This is a genomic window from Flavobacterium sp. 2 (assembly GCF_049949195.1).
GTDB lineage: Bacteria > Bacteroidota > Bacteroidia > Flavobacteriales > Flavobacteriaceae > Flavobacterium.
Genome location: NZ_CP188206.1, coordinates 3536180 through 3553687, shown reverse-complemented (window position 1 = coordinate 3553687; position 17508 = coordinate 3536180). Strand labels below are relative to the sequence as shown.

The 17508-nt window shown below is 33.3% G+C and carries 20 protein-coding genes and 2 tRNA genes; 7 read left to right on the top strand and 15 right to left on the bottom strand.

The window, feature by feature from the left end; all coding sequences use genetic code 11:
• Positions 1–35 precede the first annotated feature (35 nt).
• From ACNFIH_RS15275 to ACNFIH_RS15215, 13 genes are all read right to left on the bottom strand, one after another.
• The gene (locus ACNFIH_RS15275) at positions 36–641 is read right to left on the bottom strand and encodes a hypothetical protein (RefSeq protein ID WP_426483795.1); all 606 of its coding nucleotides are present in this window, start codon (positions 639–641) and stop codon (positions 36–38) included.
• Between the two features lie 164 nt (positions 642–805).
• Positions 806–1402, bottom strand: coding sequence for a SprT-like domain-containing protein (locus ACNFIH_RS15270; protein ID WP_426483794.1), 597 nt, complete (start codon positions 1400–1402; stop codon positions 806–808).
• A 32-nt stretch (positions 1403–1434) separates the two neighbouring features.
• Positions 1435–2112, bottom strand: a complete 678-nt coding sequence (locus tag ACNFIH_RS15265; protein ID WP_426483793.1) for an SDR family NAD(P)-dependent oxidoreductase — start codon at positions 2110–2112, stop codon at positions 1435–1437.
• Positions 2113–2147: 35 nt separating this feature from the next.
• Positions 2148–3092 carry a M20/M25/M40 family metallo-hydrolase gene (locus tag ACNFIH_RS15260; RefSeq protein WP_426483792.1) on the bottom strand — a complete coding sequence of 315 codons (945 nt, stop codon included), beginning with the start codon at positions 3090–3092 and terminating at the stop codon, positions 2148–2150.
• A 27-nt stretch (positions 3093–3119) separates the two neighbouring features.
• Positions 3120–3776, bottom strand: a complete 657-nt coding sequence (locus ACNFIH_RS15255; RefSeq protein WP_426483791.1) for a hypothetical protein — start codon at positions 3774–3776, stop codon at positions 3120–3122.
• 3 nt (positions 3777–3779) lie between these two features.
• Complete coding sequence (locus tag ACNFIH_RS15250) at positions 3780–4814, bottom strand: D-alanine--D-alanine ligase (protein WP_426483790.1); 1035 nt, start codon at positions 4812–4814, stop codon at positions 3780–3782.
• Positions 4815–4825: 11 nt separating this feature from the next.
• Positions 4826–5536 (bottom strand): NRDE family protein, encoded by a 711-nt coding sequence (locus tag ACNFIH_RS15245; RefSeq protein ID WP_426483789.1) that lies wholly within the window; start codon positions 5534–5536, stop codon positions 4826–4828.
• A complete protein-coding gene (locus tag ACNFIH_RS15240) occupies positions 5524–6012 on the bottom strand; it encodes a DinB family protein (protein ID WP_426483788.1) in 489 nt (162 codons plus the stop codon). Before ACNFIH_RS15240 ends, ACNFIH_RS15245 begins: the two co-directional genes overlap by 13 nt.
• 5 nt (positions 6013–6017) lie before the next feature.
• Complete coding sequence (locus tag ACNFIH_RS15235) at positions 6018–6398, bottom strand: DoxX family membrane protein (protein WP_426483787.1); 381 nt, start codon at positions 6396–6398, stop codon at positions 6018–6020.
• Between the two features lie 9 nt (positions 6399–6407).
• Positions 6408–6866, bottom strand: a complete 459-nt coding sequence (locus ACNFIH_RS15230) for a YHS domain-containing (seleno)protein (RefSeq protein ID WP_426483786.1) — start codon at positions 6864–6866, stop codon at positions 6408–6410.
• A 7-nt stretch (positions 6867–6873) separates the two neighbouring features.
• On the bottom strand, positions 6874–7470 hold the full coding sequence (locus ACNFIH_RS15225) for a peroxiredoxin-like family protein (protein ID WP_426483785.1): 597 nt from the start codon (positions 7468–7470) through the stop codon (positions 6874–6876).
• Between the two features lie 91 nt (positions 7471–7561).
• Positions 7562–8239 (bottom strand): Crp/Fnr family transcriptional regulator, encoded by a 678-nt coding sequence (locus ACNFIH_RS15220; protein WP_426483784.1) that lies wholly within the window; start codon positions 8237–8239, stop codon positions 7562–7564.
• 276 nt (positions 8240–8515) lie between these two features.
• Positions 8516–9658, bottom strand: a complete 1143-nt coding sequence (locus ACNFIH_RS15215; RefSeq protein ID WP_035650578.1) for an acyl-CoA dehydrogenase — start codon at positions 9656–9658, stop codon at positions 8516–8518.
• A 490-nt stretch (positions 9659–10148) separates the two neighbouring features.
• Between ACNFIH_RS15215 and ACNFIH_RS15210 the strand changes: the two genes are divergently transcribed.
• The 3 genes from ACNFIH_RS15210 (at position 10149) to ACNFIH_RS15200 (ending at position 13279) form a co-directional block, all read left to right on the top strand.
• Positions 10149–10724, top strand: a complete 576-nt coding sequence (locus ACNFIH_RS15210) for a chalcone isomerase family protein (protein WP_426483783.1) — start codon at positions 10149–10151, stop codon at positions 10722–10724.
• A 152-nt stretch (positions 10725–10876) separates the two neighbouring features.
• Positions 10877–12103 carry a Glu/Leu/Phe/Val dehydrogenase dimerization domain-containing protein gene (locus ACNFIH_RS15205; protein WP_035650584.1) on the top strand — a complete coding sequence of 409 codons (1227 nt, stop codon included), beginning with the start codon at positions 10877–10879 and terminating at the stop codon, positions 12101–12103.
• Between the two features lie 267 nt (positions 12104–12370).
• Entirely contained in the window at positions 12371–13279 is a 909-nt protein-coding gene (locus ACNFIH_RS15200; protein ID WP_035650585.1) for a hypothetical protein, read from the top strand.
• 366 nt (positions 13280–13645) lie between these two features.
• Here ACNFIH_RS15200 and ACNFIH_RS15195 read toward each other — a convergent pair whose 3' ends face one another.
• On the bottom strand, positions 13646–14041 hold the full coding sequence (locus ACNFIH_RS15195; protein ID WP_026728937.1) for an ExbD/TolR family protein: 396 nt from the start codon (positions 14039–14041) through the stop codon (positions 13646–13648).
• Between the two features lie 3 nt (positions 14042–14044).
• Complete coding sequence (locus ACNFIH_RS15190) at positions 14045–14740, bottom strand: MotA/TolQ/ExbB proton channel family protein (RefSeq protein ID WP_035650588.1); 696 nt, start codon at positions 14738–14740, stop codon at positions 14045–14047.
• Between the two features lie 130 nt (positions 14741–14870).
• Between ACNFIH_RS15190 and ACNFIH_RS15185 the strand changes: the two genes are divergently transcribed.
• From ACNFIH_RS15185 to ACNFIH_RS15170, 4 genes are all read left to right on the top strand, one after another.
• Positions 14871–16106: a bifunctional folylpolyglutamate synthase/dihydrofolate synthase gene (locus ACNFIH_RS15185; protein WP_426483782.1), complete on the top strand. Its 1236-nt coding sequence runs from the start codon at positions 14871–14873 to the stop codon at positions 16104–16106.
• Between the two features lie 108 nt (positions 16107–16214).
• Positions 16215–17027 (top strand): hypothetical protein, encoded by an 813-nt coding sequence (locus tag ACNFIH_RS15180; RefSeq protein ID WP_426483781.1) that lies wholly within the window; start codon positions 16215–16217, stop codon positions 17025–17027.
• A 159-nt stretch (positions 17028–17186) separates the two neighbouring features.
• Positions 17187–17264 (top strand) — tRNA-Val (locus ACNFIH_RS15175).
• An 81-nt stretch (positions 17265–17345) separates the two neighbouring features.
• Positions 17346–17426: transfer RNA gene (locus ACNFIH_RS15170), tRNA-Tyr, on the top strand.
• Positions 17427–17508 lie beyond the last annotated feature (82 nt).

The window sequence follows — 17508 nt, the reverse complement described above, 5'->3', positions numbered from 1 at the left end:
CAATGTCAACAAAATGGAATTTGGGATTTTCTTTTTTAATAATGTTTGCATAATCCAAAACCTACTGATACGCCAACACCTACAAAAGTATATTTCCCGATATCTCCAAAAAGCTTGAACCCAACACTTGGAATCAGCACATTGTAGATCAAATTAGATCTTTTTTTTGAGTAAAATCTTTTATAATTGGCTTCAAAAGGAAATCCATAAAAACCTGTAGTTGAAACTGTACGAATTCCGTCAAGATCACGACTTTCTAATTCCAAATTATTTCGGCTAATTCCTGCTGAAATACTATAGGAATGATGTTCTTTTACCCAACGCCTCCCGTACATTAAGGCAAGCTCAACATTATCTTCTGACTTGTAAACCGATGGAGCAATAATAACCGGGCCATCATTTTTCCTTCTATAGCCAGCCGAATTAATATATCTAAAGGTAAACAGGCTTTCTCCCAATTGATAATTGAGTCCAACACCACCAGAAACGCCAAGATTCTTCACAACTGATGGTCCACCAAAACCTTCAAAATATATAATCGGATTCGTTTTTTCTTCTTTTTCCGAACTAGAAGTTTCTTGTCCTAAAACAAAATTTGAGAAAACCAACACAAAAAATAAGCTGAGTAATATTCTTTCCATAAAAAATTAATTTTTTCAAATATAAAGCAATTCTACAAATGTAGAACAAGTTATATTTAAAATTAATATTAAATTTCATATGACAAATCCCAACAAAAAATTCCAAACCCCAATCTTACATAAAATTGGAATTTGGAATTTTCTATTTTGAAATATTTAAACCTTTAATCTATTAGCTCAACTTCAGCGTTTGGATTAAAAAGATAGGTTTTTCCTGTGCTTATTTCGATGCATTCAAATCGTTTGGTTCTAACGGCAATCTTTTTAAATACCTTGCCATTTTTTATTCTGAAAACACTTCCGTAAGGGATTTCAAAAACATAATTTTTGTCGCTGTTTGAATCATATTGTTTTAATGCCAATGACAAAGTGGTATCAGTATCGCTGCTCGCAGACGGATTTTTAAAATGTCTTGCCAACAAAGGCAATATCATACTAGGAAATATTTCTGGACGAATAAATGGAATCATCAAACGCTGAAACGTATATTTCCATTCATTTCCATGCGGTTTTATATGTCGCCCAAATTTTTCGAATGCGACCAAATGCGAAATTTCATGAATCAGCGTGATCAAAAATCGATATTTATTTAAACTGGCATTAACCGTGATTTCATGTTTGCCATTCAATGCTCTTCGATAATCTCCATGACGCGTCTGACGTTCATTTACGATTTTCAAATGAACCTGATTGGCTACAATCAAATCAAAAACAGGCTTTACAGCATGTTCAGGAATATATTTTGCTAATGTTTCGTTCAATTTAATTATGAATTATGAGTTTTGGATTTTAATTATGGATTTGTCGAAGAAACTTCCAATACTTTTCCATTAAAATATTTATTTCCATTTAATGTAAAATCATAAATATAAGTTGCCATTCCTTCAGCAGAAATTGGTGCCTGATATCCAGGAAAAGCTTCATTTAACATTTCGGTCTGAACAGAACCTAAAGCTAGAACATTAAATGAAATTCCTTTTTCTTTGTACTCTTCAGCTAATAATTCTGTTAAAGTAATTACAGCGCCTTTGCTTGAACTGTAAGCCGCTAATCCGGCAAATTTCAAACTTCCTCTTACACCACCAATCGAACTGATTGTCACAACGTGACTTCCTTTTTGCAAATATGGAAGGCAAATTCTGGTAAGATTAGCAACTGCAAAAACATTCACTTTATAAATACTTTCAAAATCGGCCTGAGTTGTTTCTGCAAAAGGTTTCCAGATTAAAGCGCCAGCATTATGAACAACTGCATCAACCTTTTTCCAAGTTGACGAAAGAAAGCTTTCTACTTCTGTTAAAGCAGATTCATCCGCTAAATCAATTGATAAACAGGTAACATTTTCATGTTCCAAAAGTGCTTTTGGAATTTTTCTCGAAATGGCCAAAACCTGATTTCCTGCATTTGCAAATTGCAATGCTAATTCATAACCAATTCCTCTACTCGTTCCGGTAACAATAATATTTTTCATGCAGCAAAAATAAACAAATCCAATAAAAGGTTGTGTTATAAATTCATTGTAATTTCTTCTGTTGGTGTAGAAGCAATCTTAGTGACAGCCGGTAAAAATTCCTGGATAAATAAAGTCATATGGGAAATATCCATCACTTTAAATTCATCTGAAACATGATGATAAAATTCAAAATTCTCAAAATCAAACGTACTTATCGATTGGCAAGGTTTTCCGAAGGCCTCAAAAAACGAATAATTATCAGATCTGTAAAACAATTTATATTCTGCTTCTTTTGGCAAAAACCCAATTGTATTTTTTCCGGTATATTCATTTATTTTTTGTGCCATATTTGATTTGTCAAAACCAGTAACATACGCTAAATAATCGCGTTTCATTGGCACACCAATCATTTCGATATTGAGCTGTGTATACAAATTAAAATTTCTCTTTTTTAATTTCTCTACCAAACTTTTAGAACCTAACAATCCTTTTTCTTCTCCTGCAAAAAACACAAAAAGAATACTTCTTTTATTCGATTTTGTTTTGGCGAAATATTTCGCCATCTGTGCCACAGCCGTTACACCTGAAGCATCATCATTGGCACCATTATTAATAACGTCTGGTTGTTGTTTGTTTTCCAAACCAATATGATCATAATGCGCACTCAAAACCACAAATTCCTTTTTCAGGACAAGATCTGTTCCTTCTAAAACACCAACAATATTATAAGCAGGAGATTTAAAATTCGTTAAAGTATCACGATAAGATGCAAAATAAGGTTTGATTTTATTTTTCTTAAAAAAGTCTTCTAAAAAAACCGCTGCTTTTTCAATTCCTTTGGTACCCGTTTCTCGTCCTTCTAATTCATCTGACGAAAGGTATTTTAGGAAATCTGAAACTTCGGTCTGTGAAACTTTATAATCTATATCATTTACAGAAGAAGTATTTGATTTACAACCTAATAAAATAAGCGGAAGAAGAAAGTATAGTTTTTTCATAAATGAAAATTTGACGCACTTTAACCTTTAAATTTCTAAAGCTGCTGATTTAAAATATTTTTTATACACTTTTAATACCTGAATACTTCCCAGAATTATAAAAAACCCTGGAATAAAAACTGGCATTATATACTTTGAAAACTGATTTGTTTTTTGAAAAAAAGTCTGCAAAACTACAATCAAACTAAACATCCCCAAAAAAATCCCAATCAAAGTTCCTGCAATATAATAATATTTTAACTGCCTTTCGACGGTAATATACTTTCCGTTAAGCAAATATAAATTCCAGCTGGCCCAAAAAGGAAGCTGTAAAAAATTAAAACAATTCAAAATAATTCCGATCACAAACGGCGAATAGATTAGATAGTTTGATAAAATTCCATCTGATTTTATTTCTTGATTAAAATTGAAATAAAAAGCAAAGGCTAGAACAAACATGAATCCTACCGCAAAAAAATCAATTATTTTCATTAATTTTTTATTGTTGATGAGTTGTTTAGCAAAAAGAAGCGTGAAATAAATTACAAAAGTCTCCACTAAAATAACTCCGAATAAAAAGAAAGCTAAATCACGAAGTCCTGATTTGGTATAAATTTCTAATCCGACAAGATTTAAATATCCTAACGGAATTGATCCCAAAAAACTTACGAGAAATCCAACTAAGCTATTTTTTAAACTTTTCATTTTTTAAAAATTCATGATTTTATTGTTTTGAATCAAATGCAATTTGTATTCGCGCATCCCTACTTTATAATCTAAATAAGGAACTCCCATTTTATGGTTTTCAACGCTTATTTCATACATATAAGTAATATGTCTGGCCAATTCTTTCCAGGCAAACCATACCGAATGTTTGGGATCGTAAATGTGTGTAGGCTCGCTCGCTGCTCCGTTAAGTTCTACAATTTGAAAATTTTCTCCTCGTTCTAATTCTTCAAAAATATTGTACATGATATCAAAACGCCCGAAATAGAATCCTGGAATTTGAGTTGCAATTTCATTAATTGTCTTTGTCAATTCTGGCGTAATCCAATCGCTGCCGTCAAGAAATTTTGCACCTCTGGCATGATTTCCAAACGGAACTAAATTTAATGTTTGGTCTTTAGGTAAAATCCGCTGCAATTCTTCTCCATATTCTTCTTTTAAAACTTCAAACTGCAGTTCAAATCTGGGAGTTTGTTTGATTAAATTTTCAATAGTTGATTTTCCATCTCCGGTTACAATCAAAAATTCTTTGGAAACAATTCCTGTAATTTTTCCGTTTTTTTGAAGCGGACTGCGTACGTAAAAAATGCCTACTTCTTTTTCAAACGGAATAAGATCTTGTAGTAAAAAATCAAAATTTGCTTTAGCTGCATAATCTGTTAACTCAGAAACGGTTTTGATTTTTTTCACTCCGGAACCGCGCAGGCCAATATCTGGTTTGGCGATTAATGGAAAATAAATTTGTTTTTCGACCAATAGATTAACAATGTCTTTTAAATCAGATTTTTCCCGAACCAAAATGGTTTTGGGATAGTGCTTTTTGGGCAGCAAATCATAAATCTGTTTTTTGCTTTCCATGATAAAACCTCCATTTTTGATTCTGGGGTTTGAGGCATTAAAGAAAAAAATCGACCTTGCTTTGACTGCATAATAGGCCCAAAGAAAATAAATCGGAAAGTACAAAACCTGAAAGGGCCAATATTCCCAATTGGTTACTTTGTGAAAAAATAGTTTCATTGTTTTATATTTTAAATTCGAATAAAAGAAGTTGAAAAATCTTCTGTTTTTATTAAATCGTAATATTTCATTGCACCTTTATTTTGTTCTACCACAACTTGCGTCACACTTAATGTTTTCATCTTATTTTCTCTGTTGATGATCAAACCATTTTGTTTATCGTCGTTATGTGTATTTTTATGAAAATCCAACATATCCAAGGCCGAGATTTCATTTTTATTTTTTACAAAATCAAAAAACCAATTGGAGCGTTCTTTTCTAATTTCTTCCGGATATAAAGTGACAGACGACCAAATATGATTTTCAAATTCATTTAATTTTGTTGTTCTTTTTCCTGAACCATCCCAAATTAATTCATACAATTCTTCATTTTGGTACAAGACCAAAGTAAAAGGTTCTATATTTTCTAAATTAATCTGTTTCCAAAAATCCTTTGGCGAATCATTTGCAATAATATCAAGAAGAATTAATCCGCGGCTTTTTCTGTAAGGAAGTAAAGGAATGTGTTTTGTAATTCCGCCATTTAATAAGACCAAAACAGTTCCGTTTTCATCCATCGCAAACCAGGTTCCGCCAGCTTTTGAATCTTTTGGATACATGATATTTTTTCCTTTATGAAAAAAGTTTCTTGGCGCTTCAGCACCGGGACGAATTACTTTTTCATCCCGATTTGAAGTAATAATTACAATGCCGTTGTTATTTACAAAACTTACTGTACACATTGTTTTCTATATTCTATGGTTGAACGCGCTACGCCAAAATTGTCATCTACTAAAACATTTTCAAATTCTCGTACAGCGACTTTTATTAAAGCTTGATGATGCACGCAATGTTCCAGATTATAAAGCAATTCTCTGTAATAATTACTTTGAATTCTCATGTTAAGTCCATCAATAAACTGCTCTAGAAACATTATTTTATTCTCGCTTTGCAAACCTGCTTTAATTTCATTGATGCATTGTTTCGCAAAATCGGTCTCCGTTTGAATTCTGATATTTCTCTCGCGATTATCATAATTTATAATTCCCGAATCATATCCATTTTGAAGACATTGAAACATTTCGAGAATATGCCTTGTGTGTTCGCCAATTGTGGCATTGCTTAAAGCCTCACAGGATTTTGAATAATCTTTATCAGATAATTGATTCAATAAATCCGTTAACTCATCTAAACTGCGGCGTATTGATTTTAGTAACATAACTTTTAATTTAGAAGATTAAACAATTTGTTTTTATTGTAATAAAGCAAACCTAAACTGCACAACAACGTAATAACAGCTAAAGCAAAAAGTAATCCGCCGTCGTTTTGAACCTCAATTCCTAAAACAAACAAATGTGACAAAATAGCGCCAAACATAATTCCGGTTGCACTAAATGCTCCAATCCAAGTTGTTTTGGGAATTAAAATCAAAATCGCTGCGATTAATTCTGCAATTGCAGAACCAATTCTTCCATAAGGTTCTACTCCTAAAGTCGAGAAAATATAAATACTTTCTTCTGCTCCGCTGAATTTAAAAAACAAGGTTTGCAATAAAATTACCGAAGCCGTTATTCTCAGAATCCATATTATAATTTCCTTTTTCATGGCTTCGGGTTATTTGTATATTTTTTTCCAGTTGTTATCGGCCTTAACTTTTAACTCCGCTTCATCCGGATTCCAGCTTTTCAGCGTATTATTAAAATAAGCATTGTAAAACAGATAAAGTTTTCCATCACTAATTTTAAAAGTTTCCGGATTAATTTCTACTTTTTTGCCTGCACTTCCCATTGCATATGCACACCATCCACCATATTGAGGTTCATATTTTGATGGATTTTTCAAAAAGATATTTTTATTTTCAACAGATGAAAAATTATAAGTCACTCCCTGATAGGAAGTCGAAATTTCTTTTTTCCCTTTAACTGCTTTCCCCTGATTAAAATAACCAACAGGATCATAACCCTGAATCCCTACTTTATTTTCTAAATTATACTGGCTAACTCTTTTGGCATCATTTTGAGCAAATGAACTGCCTGAAACTAAAATCAATAACAATAATACTAACTTTTTCATCTTTGTTTTATTTAAGGTTTTTTAATACTGACACTAATAATTCTGTGGAAATACGCTGTTTAAAATCTGGCGAGATATATTCAAAAAGTATATCAGCCTCAGTATTAACAACAAAAACAGAAGGAACAGGCAGTAAACTGGTATTGATTCCTTTAGAATGTACGTTAATAACTGTTTTGTAGTTTTCCGGAACCTGATAGGCAATTCCTACCGCTTTTATCAATTCTCCTTTTGAATCAGAGAGTAAGGTGTATTTTACTTTGTCCTTTTCTTCTGTTATTTTTAAATTTTCTGGAGAATCAGGACTTACGGCTATAATTTGATAACCTAAGTCGATAATTTGTTTTTCGGCTTCAGCCAATGACTGCAAATGTAAATTGCAATACGGACACCAGCCACCGCGATAAAAAATCAGAACAGTTTTTTTCTTTTTAAGTAAATCTGAAATATTTACATCTGCATTTTCAGATGATTTTAAAGTAATGTTTGGAATTTTCTCTCCTATTAATAAAGGAGCAATATCGATCGCAGATTTAGGAATTGTGTTCTGCGCATTAACAGCTAAAGTAAAAGCTGCTAAAAAAATAAAAAGTATTTTTTTCATAGTGTAGTGGTTTTACATCTTTTTGATGATGTAAAATTATTGTACTATGAAAAAGCAAAATGTCGGCTAATTTACACTTCGCTTAAAATAATTATAATTTGGTAATATCTTGAATGATAATTTCTTTTCTGTTATAACTTAACAGCTGATTCGCCTCCATTTCATTCAGCAATTGTGTCGCTGTTTGTCTGGAAGTACAAATAATTTGAGCAATATCATTTTGGGTTAAATAGTTTTCAATCGTAACTGAATTTCCGTTTGCAGCTCCTTCACTCTCTGCCCAGTCTTTTAGAAATTGATACAATCTTGTTTTAGCATCTTTAGAAATCAAATTAGAATAACTGTTTTTGATGCGCTTCATTTTCAAACCAACAAATTTGGTATATGAAAGTGCCAAAGTTGGATTTCTCAATAATAAATCTTCAAAGTCAGACATTAAAAAACTACAGATTGCAACATCGTCTGAAAGTACTTTTGCATATTCTTCGACTTTACTATCTGTTTCTAAAGTCAATTCGCCAAATAAATCTCCTTTTTGAATAATGTCTTTTATTGTTTCATTACCATCATCATCAATGGCAACAATTTTTATATTTCCTTTTTTAAGTAAAAAGATACGAGGCACATCTGAAGAAGAAAAATAAATAATTTCCCCTTTTGATGCTTTTTTAAAACCGGTAATAATACACAATTGTTTGATTTGTGAATAACTCAGCGTTCTAAACAATTTATGATCCCGCAAGTACCAATATTTTAAATCTTCGTACATAAAAATTAAATCTGTTGGTGTAAATGTAATTAATTTAACAGTTACGTGATTATCTTTCTGATAAGTTTTAAGCACGGTGATTATACAGATTCGCTACCGCGAAAACGCTGATAAAACGGATTTCTATTATTTTTGAAAATAAAAAATCCGCGTCAATCTGTGTCTTCGCGGTAGCGAATCAGCGTCATCAGCGTTCAAATTACAGTTCAGTTGGGCAACAAAAAACCCTTTCGAAGCAGAAAGCCTGAAAGGGTTTTGAAATATATTTAAGAGAAATTATCCGGCGATAACTGATCTTGAAATTACAATTTTTTGAATTTCAGAAGTACCTTCATAAATCTGAGTAATTTTTGCATCGCGCATAAAACGCTCAACATGATATTCTTTTACATACCCGTTTCCACCGTGAATTTGAACGGCTTCTACAGCAGTATCCATTGCTACTTGTGAAGCAAATAATTTTGCCATTGCACCACTCACATCATAGTTTTTACCTTGATCTTTATCCCAAGCCGCTTTCATACATAAATGACGAGCCGCTTCAATATTTACAGCCATATCTGCTAATTTGAAAGCGATTGCCTGATGATTGCAGATTTCTGTTCCAAAAGCTTTACGCTCTTTAGAATATTTCAAAGCCAATTCATAAGCTCCAGAAGCAATTCCTAAAGCTTGAGAAGCAATACCAATTCTTCCTCCAGCCAAAGTTTTCATAGCAAATTTAAATCCGAAACCATCTTCACCAATTCTGTTTTCTTTAGGAACTTTTACATCACTAAACATTAATGAATGCGTATCAGATCCACGGATTCCCATCTTTTGCTCTTTTGGACCAATAGAAAAACCTGGCATATCTTTGGTCATAATCAAAGCATTGATTCCTTTATGTTTTTTCTCTGGATGCGTTTGAGCAATTACCAAATATACTGAAGCCGTGTTTCCATTTGTAATCCAGTTTTTTGTTCCGTTTACTAAATAGTGATCTCCCATATCAACTGCAGTTGTTTTTTGAGAAGTTGCATCACTTCCAGCTTCTGGTTCACTTAAGCAAAAAGCTCCGTGAATTTCTCCTGACGCCAAACCTGGCAAATATTTTTGTTTTTGTTCTTCGGTTCCAAATTCTTGTAAGCCCCAGCAAACTAATGAATTATTTACAGACATAACCACAGAAGCTGATGCGTCAACTTTCGAAATTTCTTCCATAGCAATTACGTATGAAATCGCATCCAGTCCGCTTCCTCCGTATTTCGGATCAACCATCATTCCCATGAAACCTAATTGTCCCATTTTCTTTACTTGTTCTGTCGGAAAAATTTGTTTTTCATCACGTTCAATAACACCAGGCAGCAATTCGTTTTGAGCAAAATCTCTGGCAGCCTGTTGAATCATTAAATGTTCTTCGGTAAGATTAAAATCCATAGTCTTTGTTAGTTTATTTTTTTTTTTAGAACCAAAATCGAAAAATTTTCGGTGATGGAAATAATTTGTTTTTTGTGTTTTGTATTTTTTCTGCTTTAAAAAAGGCTTCCAAAGATAATTTTTAAAAGTCAAATTAACAATGCATGCATATAAAATTAATAGATCAGCAATAATTACGATAACGTTTTCGTAATTATTCGGCATTTTCAAAAAACTAACTGCAATACTTCAAGGATTTCTTTAAAATTTAAGAATATAATTATGCATCAAAAAGGTCTTATTTATAAAGTTTTAGTAAAATTTAGCTAAAAAAGTGCGCAACCGGTTTTGGAACACGTAAATGTACGTAAAGCAAGTCTTACTAAATTGATAATGAAATAAATACAATTAAAAAAAATATATAACTTTAATAAAAAACATGTATTTTTAGAGAACAGAATTTAGAAATTAAAAGTATTTTTGCCAAAAAACAAAAATTATCGATAGAAGTATGAAAAAGATTTTACTATTATTTGCACTTATTTTCAGCGTGCAATTTTCGACTGTTTCGGCACAAGCCCAACTAGAAGTAAACGGCGTAACGGTTCCAAGAAAAATTGAAGTCCAAAATAAAACAATGCAGCTAAATGGTGCTGGTGGGAGATCAAAAATGTGGTTGGAAGTTTATGTCCAGGCGCTTTATTTATCGCAATTAAGCCAAGATCCAAAATTCATTATTGACAGTGATACTGAAATGGCGGTTAGAATTGAAATCACTTCTTCTATGGTTTCTTCAAATAAACTGACAAAAGCAATGAACACAGGTTTTGAAAAATCTGCAGGAAGCAATCTTGAGGCTTTGCGTCCGAGAATTGAGGAGTTCAAAACATTTTTAAGTGATGCTATCACAGAAAAAGATGTATTTATTTTATTTTACAACCCGCTTGATCAAACTGTTAGTGTAATCAAAAATGATGTTCCAAAAGGAAAAATCACAGGATTTGATTTCAAACAAGCATTATTCGGAATCTGGCTTTCAGACAAACCAGTTGACGAAACTTTGAAAAAACACTTATTAGGAATATAATTCAGAATTTCTTAAAAATATTCGAAATCCAAAAGCCGAAAACCTTATAGTTTTCGGCTTTCTTTTTTTTCTTTCATTAAATTTGCCATAAAATACATTATTCGCATTATTCTATTTTATACTTTTACGCAAAATAAACATATCTCAACAAAATGAAAGATTTATTACAGCAATTTGAAAATAAGGAACCTGAAATTGTTTTTAACTGGAAAGATTCTGAAACTGAGGCTGAAGGATGGACAGTTATTAATTCTTTGCGCGGAGGAGCTGCGGGAGGAGGAACTAGAATGAGAAAAGGCTTAGACATGAACGAAGTTTTGTCTTTGGCAAAAACCATGGAAGTTAAATTTTCAGTTTCTGGACCAGCAATTGGAGGCGCTAAATCTGGAATTAATTTTGACCCAAATGATCCTCGCAAAAAAGGCGTTTTACAGCGCTGGTACAAAGCGGTTTCTCCTTTATTAAAAAGCTATTATGGAACTGGTGGAGATTTAAATGTTGATGAAATTCACGAAGTAATCCCAATGACAGAAGAATGTGGTGTTTGGCATCCGCAGGAAGGTGTTTTCAACGGACATTTCAAACCAACAGAAGCTGATAAAATCAATAGAATTGGACAATTACGTCAAGGTGTAATTAAAGTGATTGAAAATCCAAAATTTTCACCAGATGTAACAAGAAAATATACTGTTGCCGATATGATTACCGGTTATGGCGTTGCTGAAGCGGTTCGTCATTTCTACGCTACTTATGGCGGAGAAATCAAAGGCAAAAAAGCAATTGTTCAGGGATTTGGAAACGTAGGTTCTGCAGCTGCTTTTTATTTAGCTGAAATGGGAGCAAAAGTTATCGGAATTATTGACCGTGACGGAGGACTAATCAAAGAAGAAGGTTTTTCTTTTGAAGAAATCAGAACTTTGTTTTTAAATAAAGACGGAAACAAATTAGTTGCCGAAAATATGATTCCGTTTGAAGAAATCAATTCTAAAATCTGGACAATCGGTGCTGAAATTTTCACGCCTTGTGCAGCTTCAAGATTGGTAACGCAAGCGCAAATTGATAATTTAATTGCAAATGGATTAGAAGTTATTTCATGTGGTGCAAATGTTCCTTTTGCTGATAAAGAAATTTTCTTCGGATCGATTATGGAAGAAGTGGACCACAAAGTAAGTTTGATTCCGGATTTCATTTCAAACTGCGGAATGGCGAGAGTTTTTGCTTATTTCATGGAGAAAAAAGTTCAAATGACAGATGAGGCGATCTTTAATGATACTTCAGAAATTATAAAAAATGCGATTGTTAAAGCGCATGCTTTAAGTTCGTCAAAAACAAATATTAGTGCAACTGCTTTTGAAATTGCATTGAAACAATTAGTGTAATTTTCTTTATACTGTATATTATAAACGAGTCAAATTTATATTTGGCTCGTTTTTTTTTAGCATAATTGCGATACTCGCTAAGCGGTTAGTTTTAATCTCGCAAAGTCGCGAAGTCGCAAAGTTTTTCTTTTTAAGTTTTCTTTGCGACTTCGCGACTTTGCGAGAAATAGATTAGTGAGCTTTGCGGTTAAATTCTCTCTTTCACTCTCAACAATTTTTACTACTTTTAAACGTTTTTAAAATAATACATTCAAAATTCAGAATTAAATGAGTTCCACTATTTCTTCGGACCAAAAGAAATCGTTACTATACACAACGGCTATATATGCAGTAATAATTCTATTATTGTTTTTTATACGTTTTTGGCCTCCATACAACCCAGAAAACAACGTTGCACTTGCTGATGGCGGTGGTGGCGGTGGCGGCGTAACTGTGAACTTTGGCGACAGTGATTTGGGTTCTGGTGCCAATTACAAAAGCGAAGTTCTGGAGGTAAAAAATAATGTAAAACAAGCTCCTGCAAAAGCAACTCCTGAAGAAGAAGCGATAATTTCACAGGAAAATACAACTACAGATAATGACGTCGTTATTCCGACAAAAGAAAAACCTAAAAAACCTGTTCCCGTTGAAAAACCGGTACAAAAACCTGTTCCTGAAAAACCAAAAGTTTCCAACTCCACAAACGATGCCTTGTCTAGTATTTTAAAAGGATCAAACAAAGGCGGAGATGGCGATGATAAAGTCGCCGGGAATAAAGGAAAATCAAATGGGGATTTAAATTCGAAAGGTTATTACGGAAGCGGTGGTTCTGGCGGAGGAACTGGAGGCGGTAACGGAACCGGACATGGAATTGGTACAGGAAGCGGTTACGGAGCTGGAAGCGGCGGTGGTTCTGGCGGTGGATCAGGATATGCTTTAAATGGACGAAAAGCATTATCTAAACCTAAACCAAATAGTGAATGCAGTAATGAAACAGGAACTGTAGTAGTACAAATTACCGTTGATCAAAATGGTAATACTATCAGTGCCGTTGCTGGAGCAAAAGGAACTACAATTACAGCTAAATGTTTAAGAGAACAAGCTAGGATGGCCGCAATGAATACAAAATGGTCTGCTGATGAAAATGCAGCTGCAAAACAAACTGGAACTATTACTTATAATTTTAGTTTGAATTAAAACACGAATTTCACGGATTTACACTAAATCTGTTTTCATAAAAAAGGCTTTCAGAAATCTGAAAGCCTTTTTATTTTCGCCTAGTTTGTCATTCCGAGGAACGAGGAATCTCCGCGAGTAGCTCCGTAAGCAAAATCGCCAATCTTTGTCGAGTTACTTGTGGAGATTCCTCGTTCCTCGGAATGACAAGATTGTGTTGAAATTACTTTATTTCTCGGATACTAAAATCGTCTTGTTTCCGCGTGAGGGATAGGAGCTGGCTACCGAAGTAGCGCGGATAGCCCGACCGTCCCGAGATAAAAAGGCGTATTTCCGCAAAGTATATTTGCCTTTTTATCTCGGGATGGTCACGCCCTAATGATAAATTTACTTCGGACTTGTAGCAATTACAAACTTCAAATTGTTCTTCACTCCTATTTGTAAAACATCTACTAAATCTTGCACTTGTAAATTAAACGGAATTCGGACTACGACTGTTTGTTCTTTATCTGTACCTATTTTAGACATTAAACTGGTTTCTAGATTTTCAAAATCAACCGGTTCTTTGTCGATGTAGAATTTTTTATCTTCAGTAACTGATAAACTGATTAATTGTTTATTTGTTTTTTCGTTTGCTTTGGCTTTTGGCAACGTCATTTTAATTACATTAGGATTTGCCAGCGTTGAAATAATTAAGAAAAACAACAGCAGGAAAAACATAATATCACTTAATGACGAAGTCGCAACCTCAGCGTGAAATCTTCTTTTTCTTTTAATTGACATAGCTTATGCTCTTTGAATTATATTGACAAATTCTAATATTTGTTTCTGAATTTTCAAGGCGAAATTATCAATTTTTCCGTTTAATAAGTGGTACGCAGAATACGCAATAATACCCACAATTAATCCAGAACCTGAACTGATCATTTTTTCGTATAAACCTCCAGAAATATTTCCGATACTGATATTTTCTGTAACCGAAATACTGTAGAAAATTTTAATAACTCCTGAAATTGTTCCAATAAAACCAAGCGTTGGCGCAATACCAGCGATAAGACCAAGATGACCTAAATGCTTTTCCATTTCGCCAATTTCAATATCAGCGGCGCGGTCCATATTTGATTCGATTTCTGCAATTGGCCTTCCAATTACTAAAACGCCTTCTTTTAGGATATTTCCGGCTGCAGTATTGCTTCTTTCAACAATAGTTCTTGCTAATTCAATATTCCCTGCATTCAATTTATCTCCAACATCTTGCATCAAACGGCTGTCGATTTTTGAAGCTTTGCTGATGTACATATAACGCTCAAAAATAACATAGATAGTATAAAACAATAAAATAGCAATTGGAATAAGGAATACACCTCCTTTGAAGATAAAGTCTAAAACTGAGATTTCGTTATTTGGAGCAATTTTTTCGATAACTACGTTAGATGCTGCTTTTGCGATGGTATCTGTTTGTAATTGAATGAAGCTAAACATATTTTAATTCTGGTTTTTATGATTAATTCTAAAAATTATTTGAAATTTGCACTAAAGATAATTTTCGCTGTAATATTAAACTACAAAAATCGAAATTTATTTCAATCGACAACCATTTTATCCAAAATAAATGAACTATCAAGAGACTACAAACTGGATGTTTAATCAACTTCCAATGTACCAGCTGCAGGGCGCTTCGGCTTATAAAGAAGATTTAACCAATATTAAATTACTGGCTGCACATCTTGATAATCCGCAAGATCATTTAAAATGCATTCACGTTGCAGGAACAAACGGAAAAGGCTCTACTTCGCACATGTTGGCTTCGGTTTTGCAGGAAGCTGGATATAAAGTTGGATTGTACACTTCGCCACATTTGAAAGATTTTAGAGAACGAATCAGAATTAACGGTGAGGAAATTTCAGAAGATTTTGTAATTGAATTTATTGGAAAACACAAAAGCTTTTTTGAAGCGAATGATATGAGTTTCTTCGAAATGTCGGTTGGATTGGCTTTTGATTATTTTGCTGCCGAAAAAGTTGACATTGCTATTATTGAAGTTGGTTTGGGCGGAAGATTAGACGCAACTAATATTATTACGCCATTAATTTCAGTAATCACAAATATAGATTTAGATCACACTCAGTTTCTCGGAAATACCCCAGCTTTGATTGCCGGCGAAAAAGCTGGAATTATAAAACCAAATGTTCCGGTTGTTATTGGCGAATATACTAATGAAACCCAGCCTGTATTTTTGGCGAAAGCCAGAGAAAACAAAGCACCGATTTATTTTGCTTCCGATTTAATCTCGAAAGTTTTTCCATCCGATTTAATTGGGGACTATCAGTTTCATAATAAAAAAACAGTTCAGCAAACGATTCAGATTTTAAATGAAACTACTGATTTTAAAGTTTCAGATGAAAAACTAAAATCGGGATTATTGAATGTTGTAAAAAATACTGGTCTTCAAGGCAGATGGCAACAGCTTGGCGAAAATCCGAAAATTATTTGCGATACTGCACATAACAAACATGGCTTGTCTGTAGTTATGAATCAGCTTCAAAAGGAATCTTATGATAATTTACATATTGTTTTGGGTGTTGTAAACGATAAAGACTTGGATTCAATTTTACCACTCTTCCCTAAAAAAGCGCATTATTATTTCTGCAGACCCGATTCTTCGAGGGGATTAAGCACTGAAATCCTGCAAGATACTGCCAAGAAGTATTATTTAATTGGAGAAAAATACGATTCGGTTAAAAAAGCTTTTTTAGATGCAAAGAAAAACGCTACAAAAAATGATTTTATTTACGTTGGCGGAAGTACGTTTGTTGTCGCTGAACTCCCATTAAACAACGAAAGTTAAAATCTGGGGAAAAACACCCTTTAAAATTCGTACTTATTTTATAACTACTTGATTTTTAATGTTTTAAATTTGTTAAAGTTTTTTTAATAACCAATACAAATTTAAAACATGAAAAAGAGAAAAACCCTTGCTATAGGGATCATCATATTGATGATTCTTATTGGCGCAAAAGTCAGCGCGCAGGAAAAAGATGCGGAAAAACCTGTATTTATTACAGTTACCACTTTACATCGAAATTTGGATTCTAAATTGAAGGCCAAAGATTGGAAAGCAGCAGAACAGGAATACTTTGATAAAGTTACCAGTAAAAATGACCTTATTATTGGATCTGAGATTATCACTCATTATTACACTGAGGATAATACTGAAATTGCTATGGTGAACGTTTACAGAACTTGGGAAGACATTGAAAAAGCAAACACTGTCAGCGATGATTTAATTAAAAAAGGATGGCCTGATGAAAAGGCCAGAAAAGCGTTTTTTGAAAAGTATGATTCCTTTTACACTCCTGTACATTCTGATGAAATTTATCAAAGCGTAACTTCTATTGGTAGGAAAGACTACAAAGACGAAACTAAAAAACCAATGATTGTTTATTTGCGAAAATCTCAACTGAGCATGAAAGGAGATTCAAAAAAAGCAAAAGAATTCAATGACAAAATCACTTTTAAAGATCCTTACATAAAAGCCTATTATCCTTTAAGACATTCGTGGGGTTCAAATAGCACCGATTTTCTTGAAGTTTTTTACTATGATTCTTTAGCCGATATGGAAAAATCTAGTGATAAAATAGACGAGCTTATCAAATCGACGTGGCCAAATGAAAAAGATGCTGATGCTTTTTTTGATGAATTAGAAAAATCTTTCAACGGAAAACACAGCGATTACATCTACAGGAACGTTCCTTCGGTTTCAAAATAAAAAATACTTAAAAAAATTACGTTTATAACATTTTCTGCCTCAGCAAGATAGAAAACACATTAAAAAAAGTTTAAATTTTTAGTGTGTTTTCTTTGCAGAACTCAAAAACTAGCGTATATTTGCACTCGCAATCACAAACGATAGCAACCTAGTAAAATAGGGCGATTAGCTCAGCTGGTTCAGAGCACCTCGTTTACACCGAGGGGGTCGGGGGTTCGAACCCCTCATCGCCCACCAAAAAACTCCTTAAGAAATTAAGGAGTTTTTTTTACACCTTACCGGTTGTCTATAGATTACAAATTTACAATGCGGAATTTTGGGGAGATACTCAAGCGGCCAACGAGGGCAGACTGTAAATCTGCTGTGTGAACTTCGCAGGTTCGAATCCTGCTCTCCCCACTAAAAGGGTAAAAGAAGCTAAAACGAAAGTTTTTCAATCTTTTAAAAACCAAAATAAAAAACTCCTTAATTTCTTAAGGAG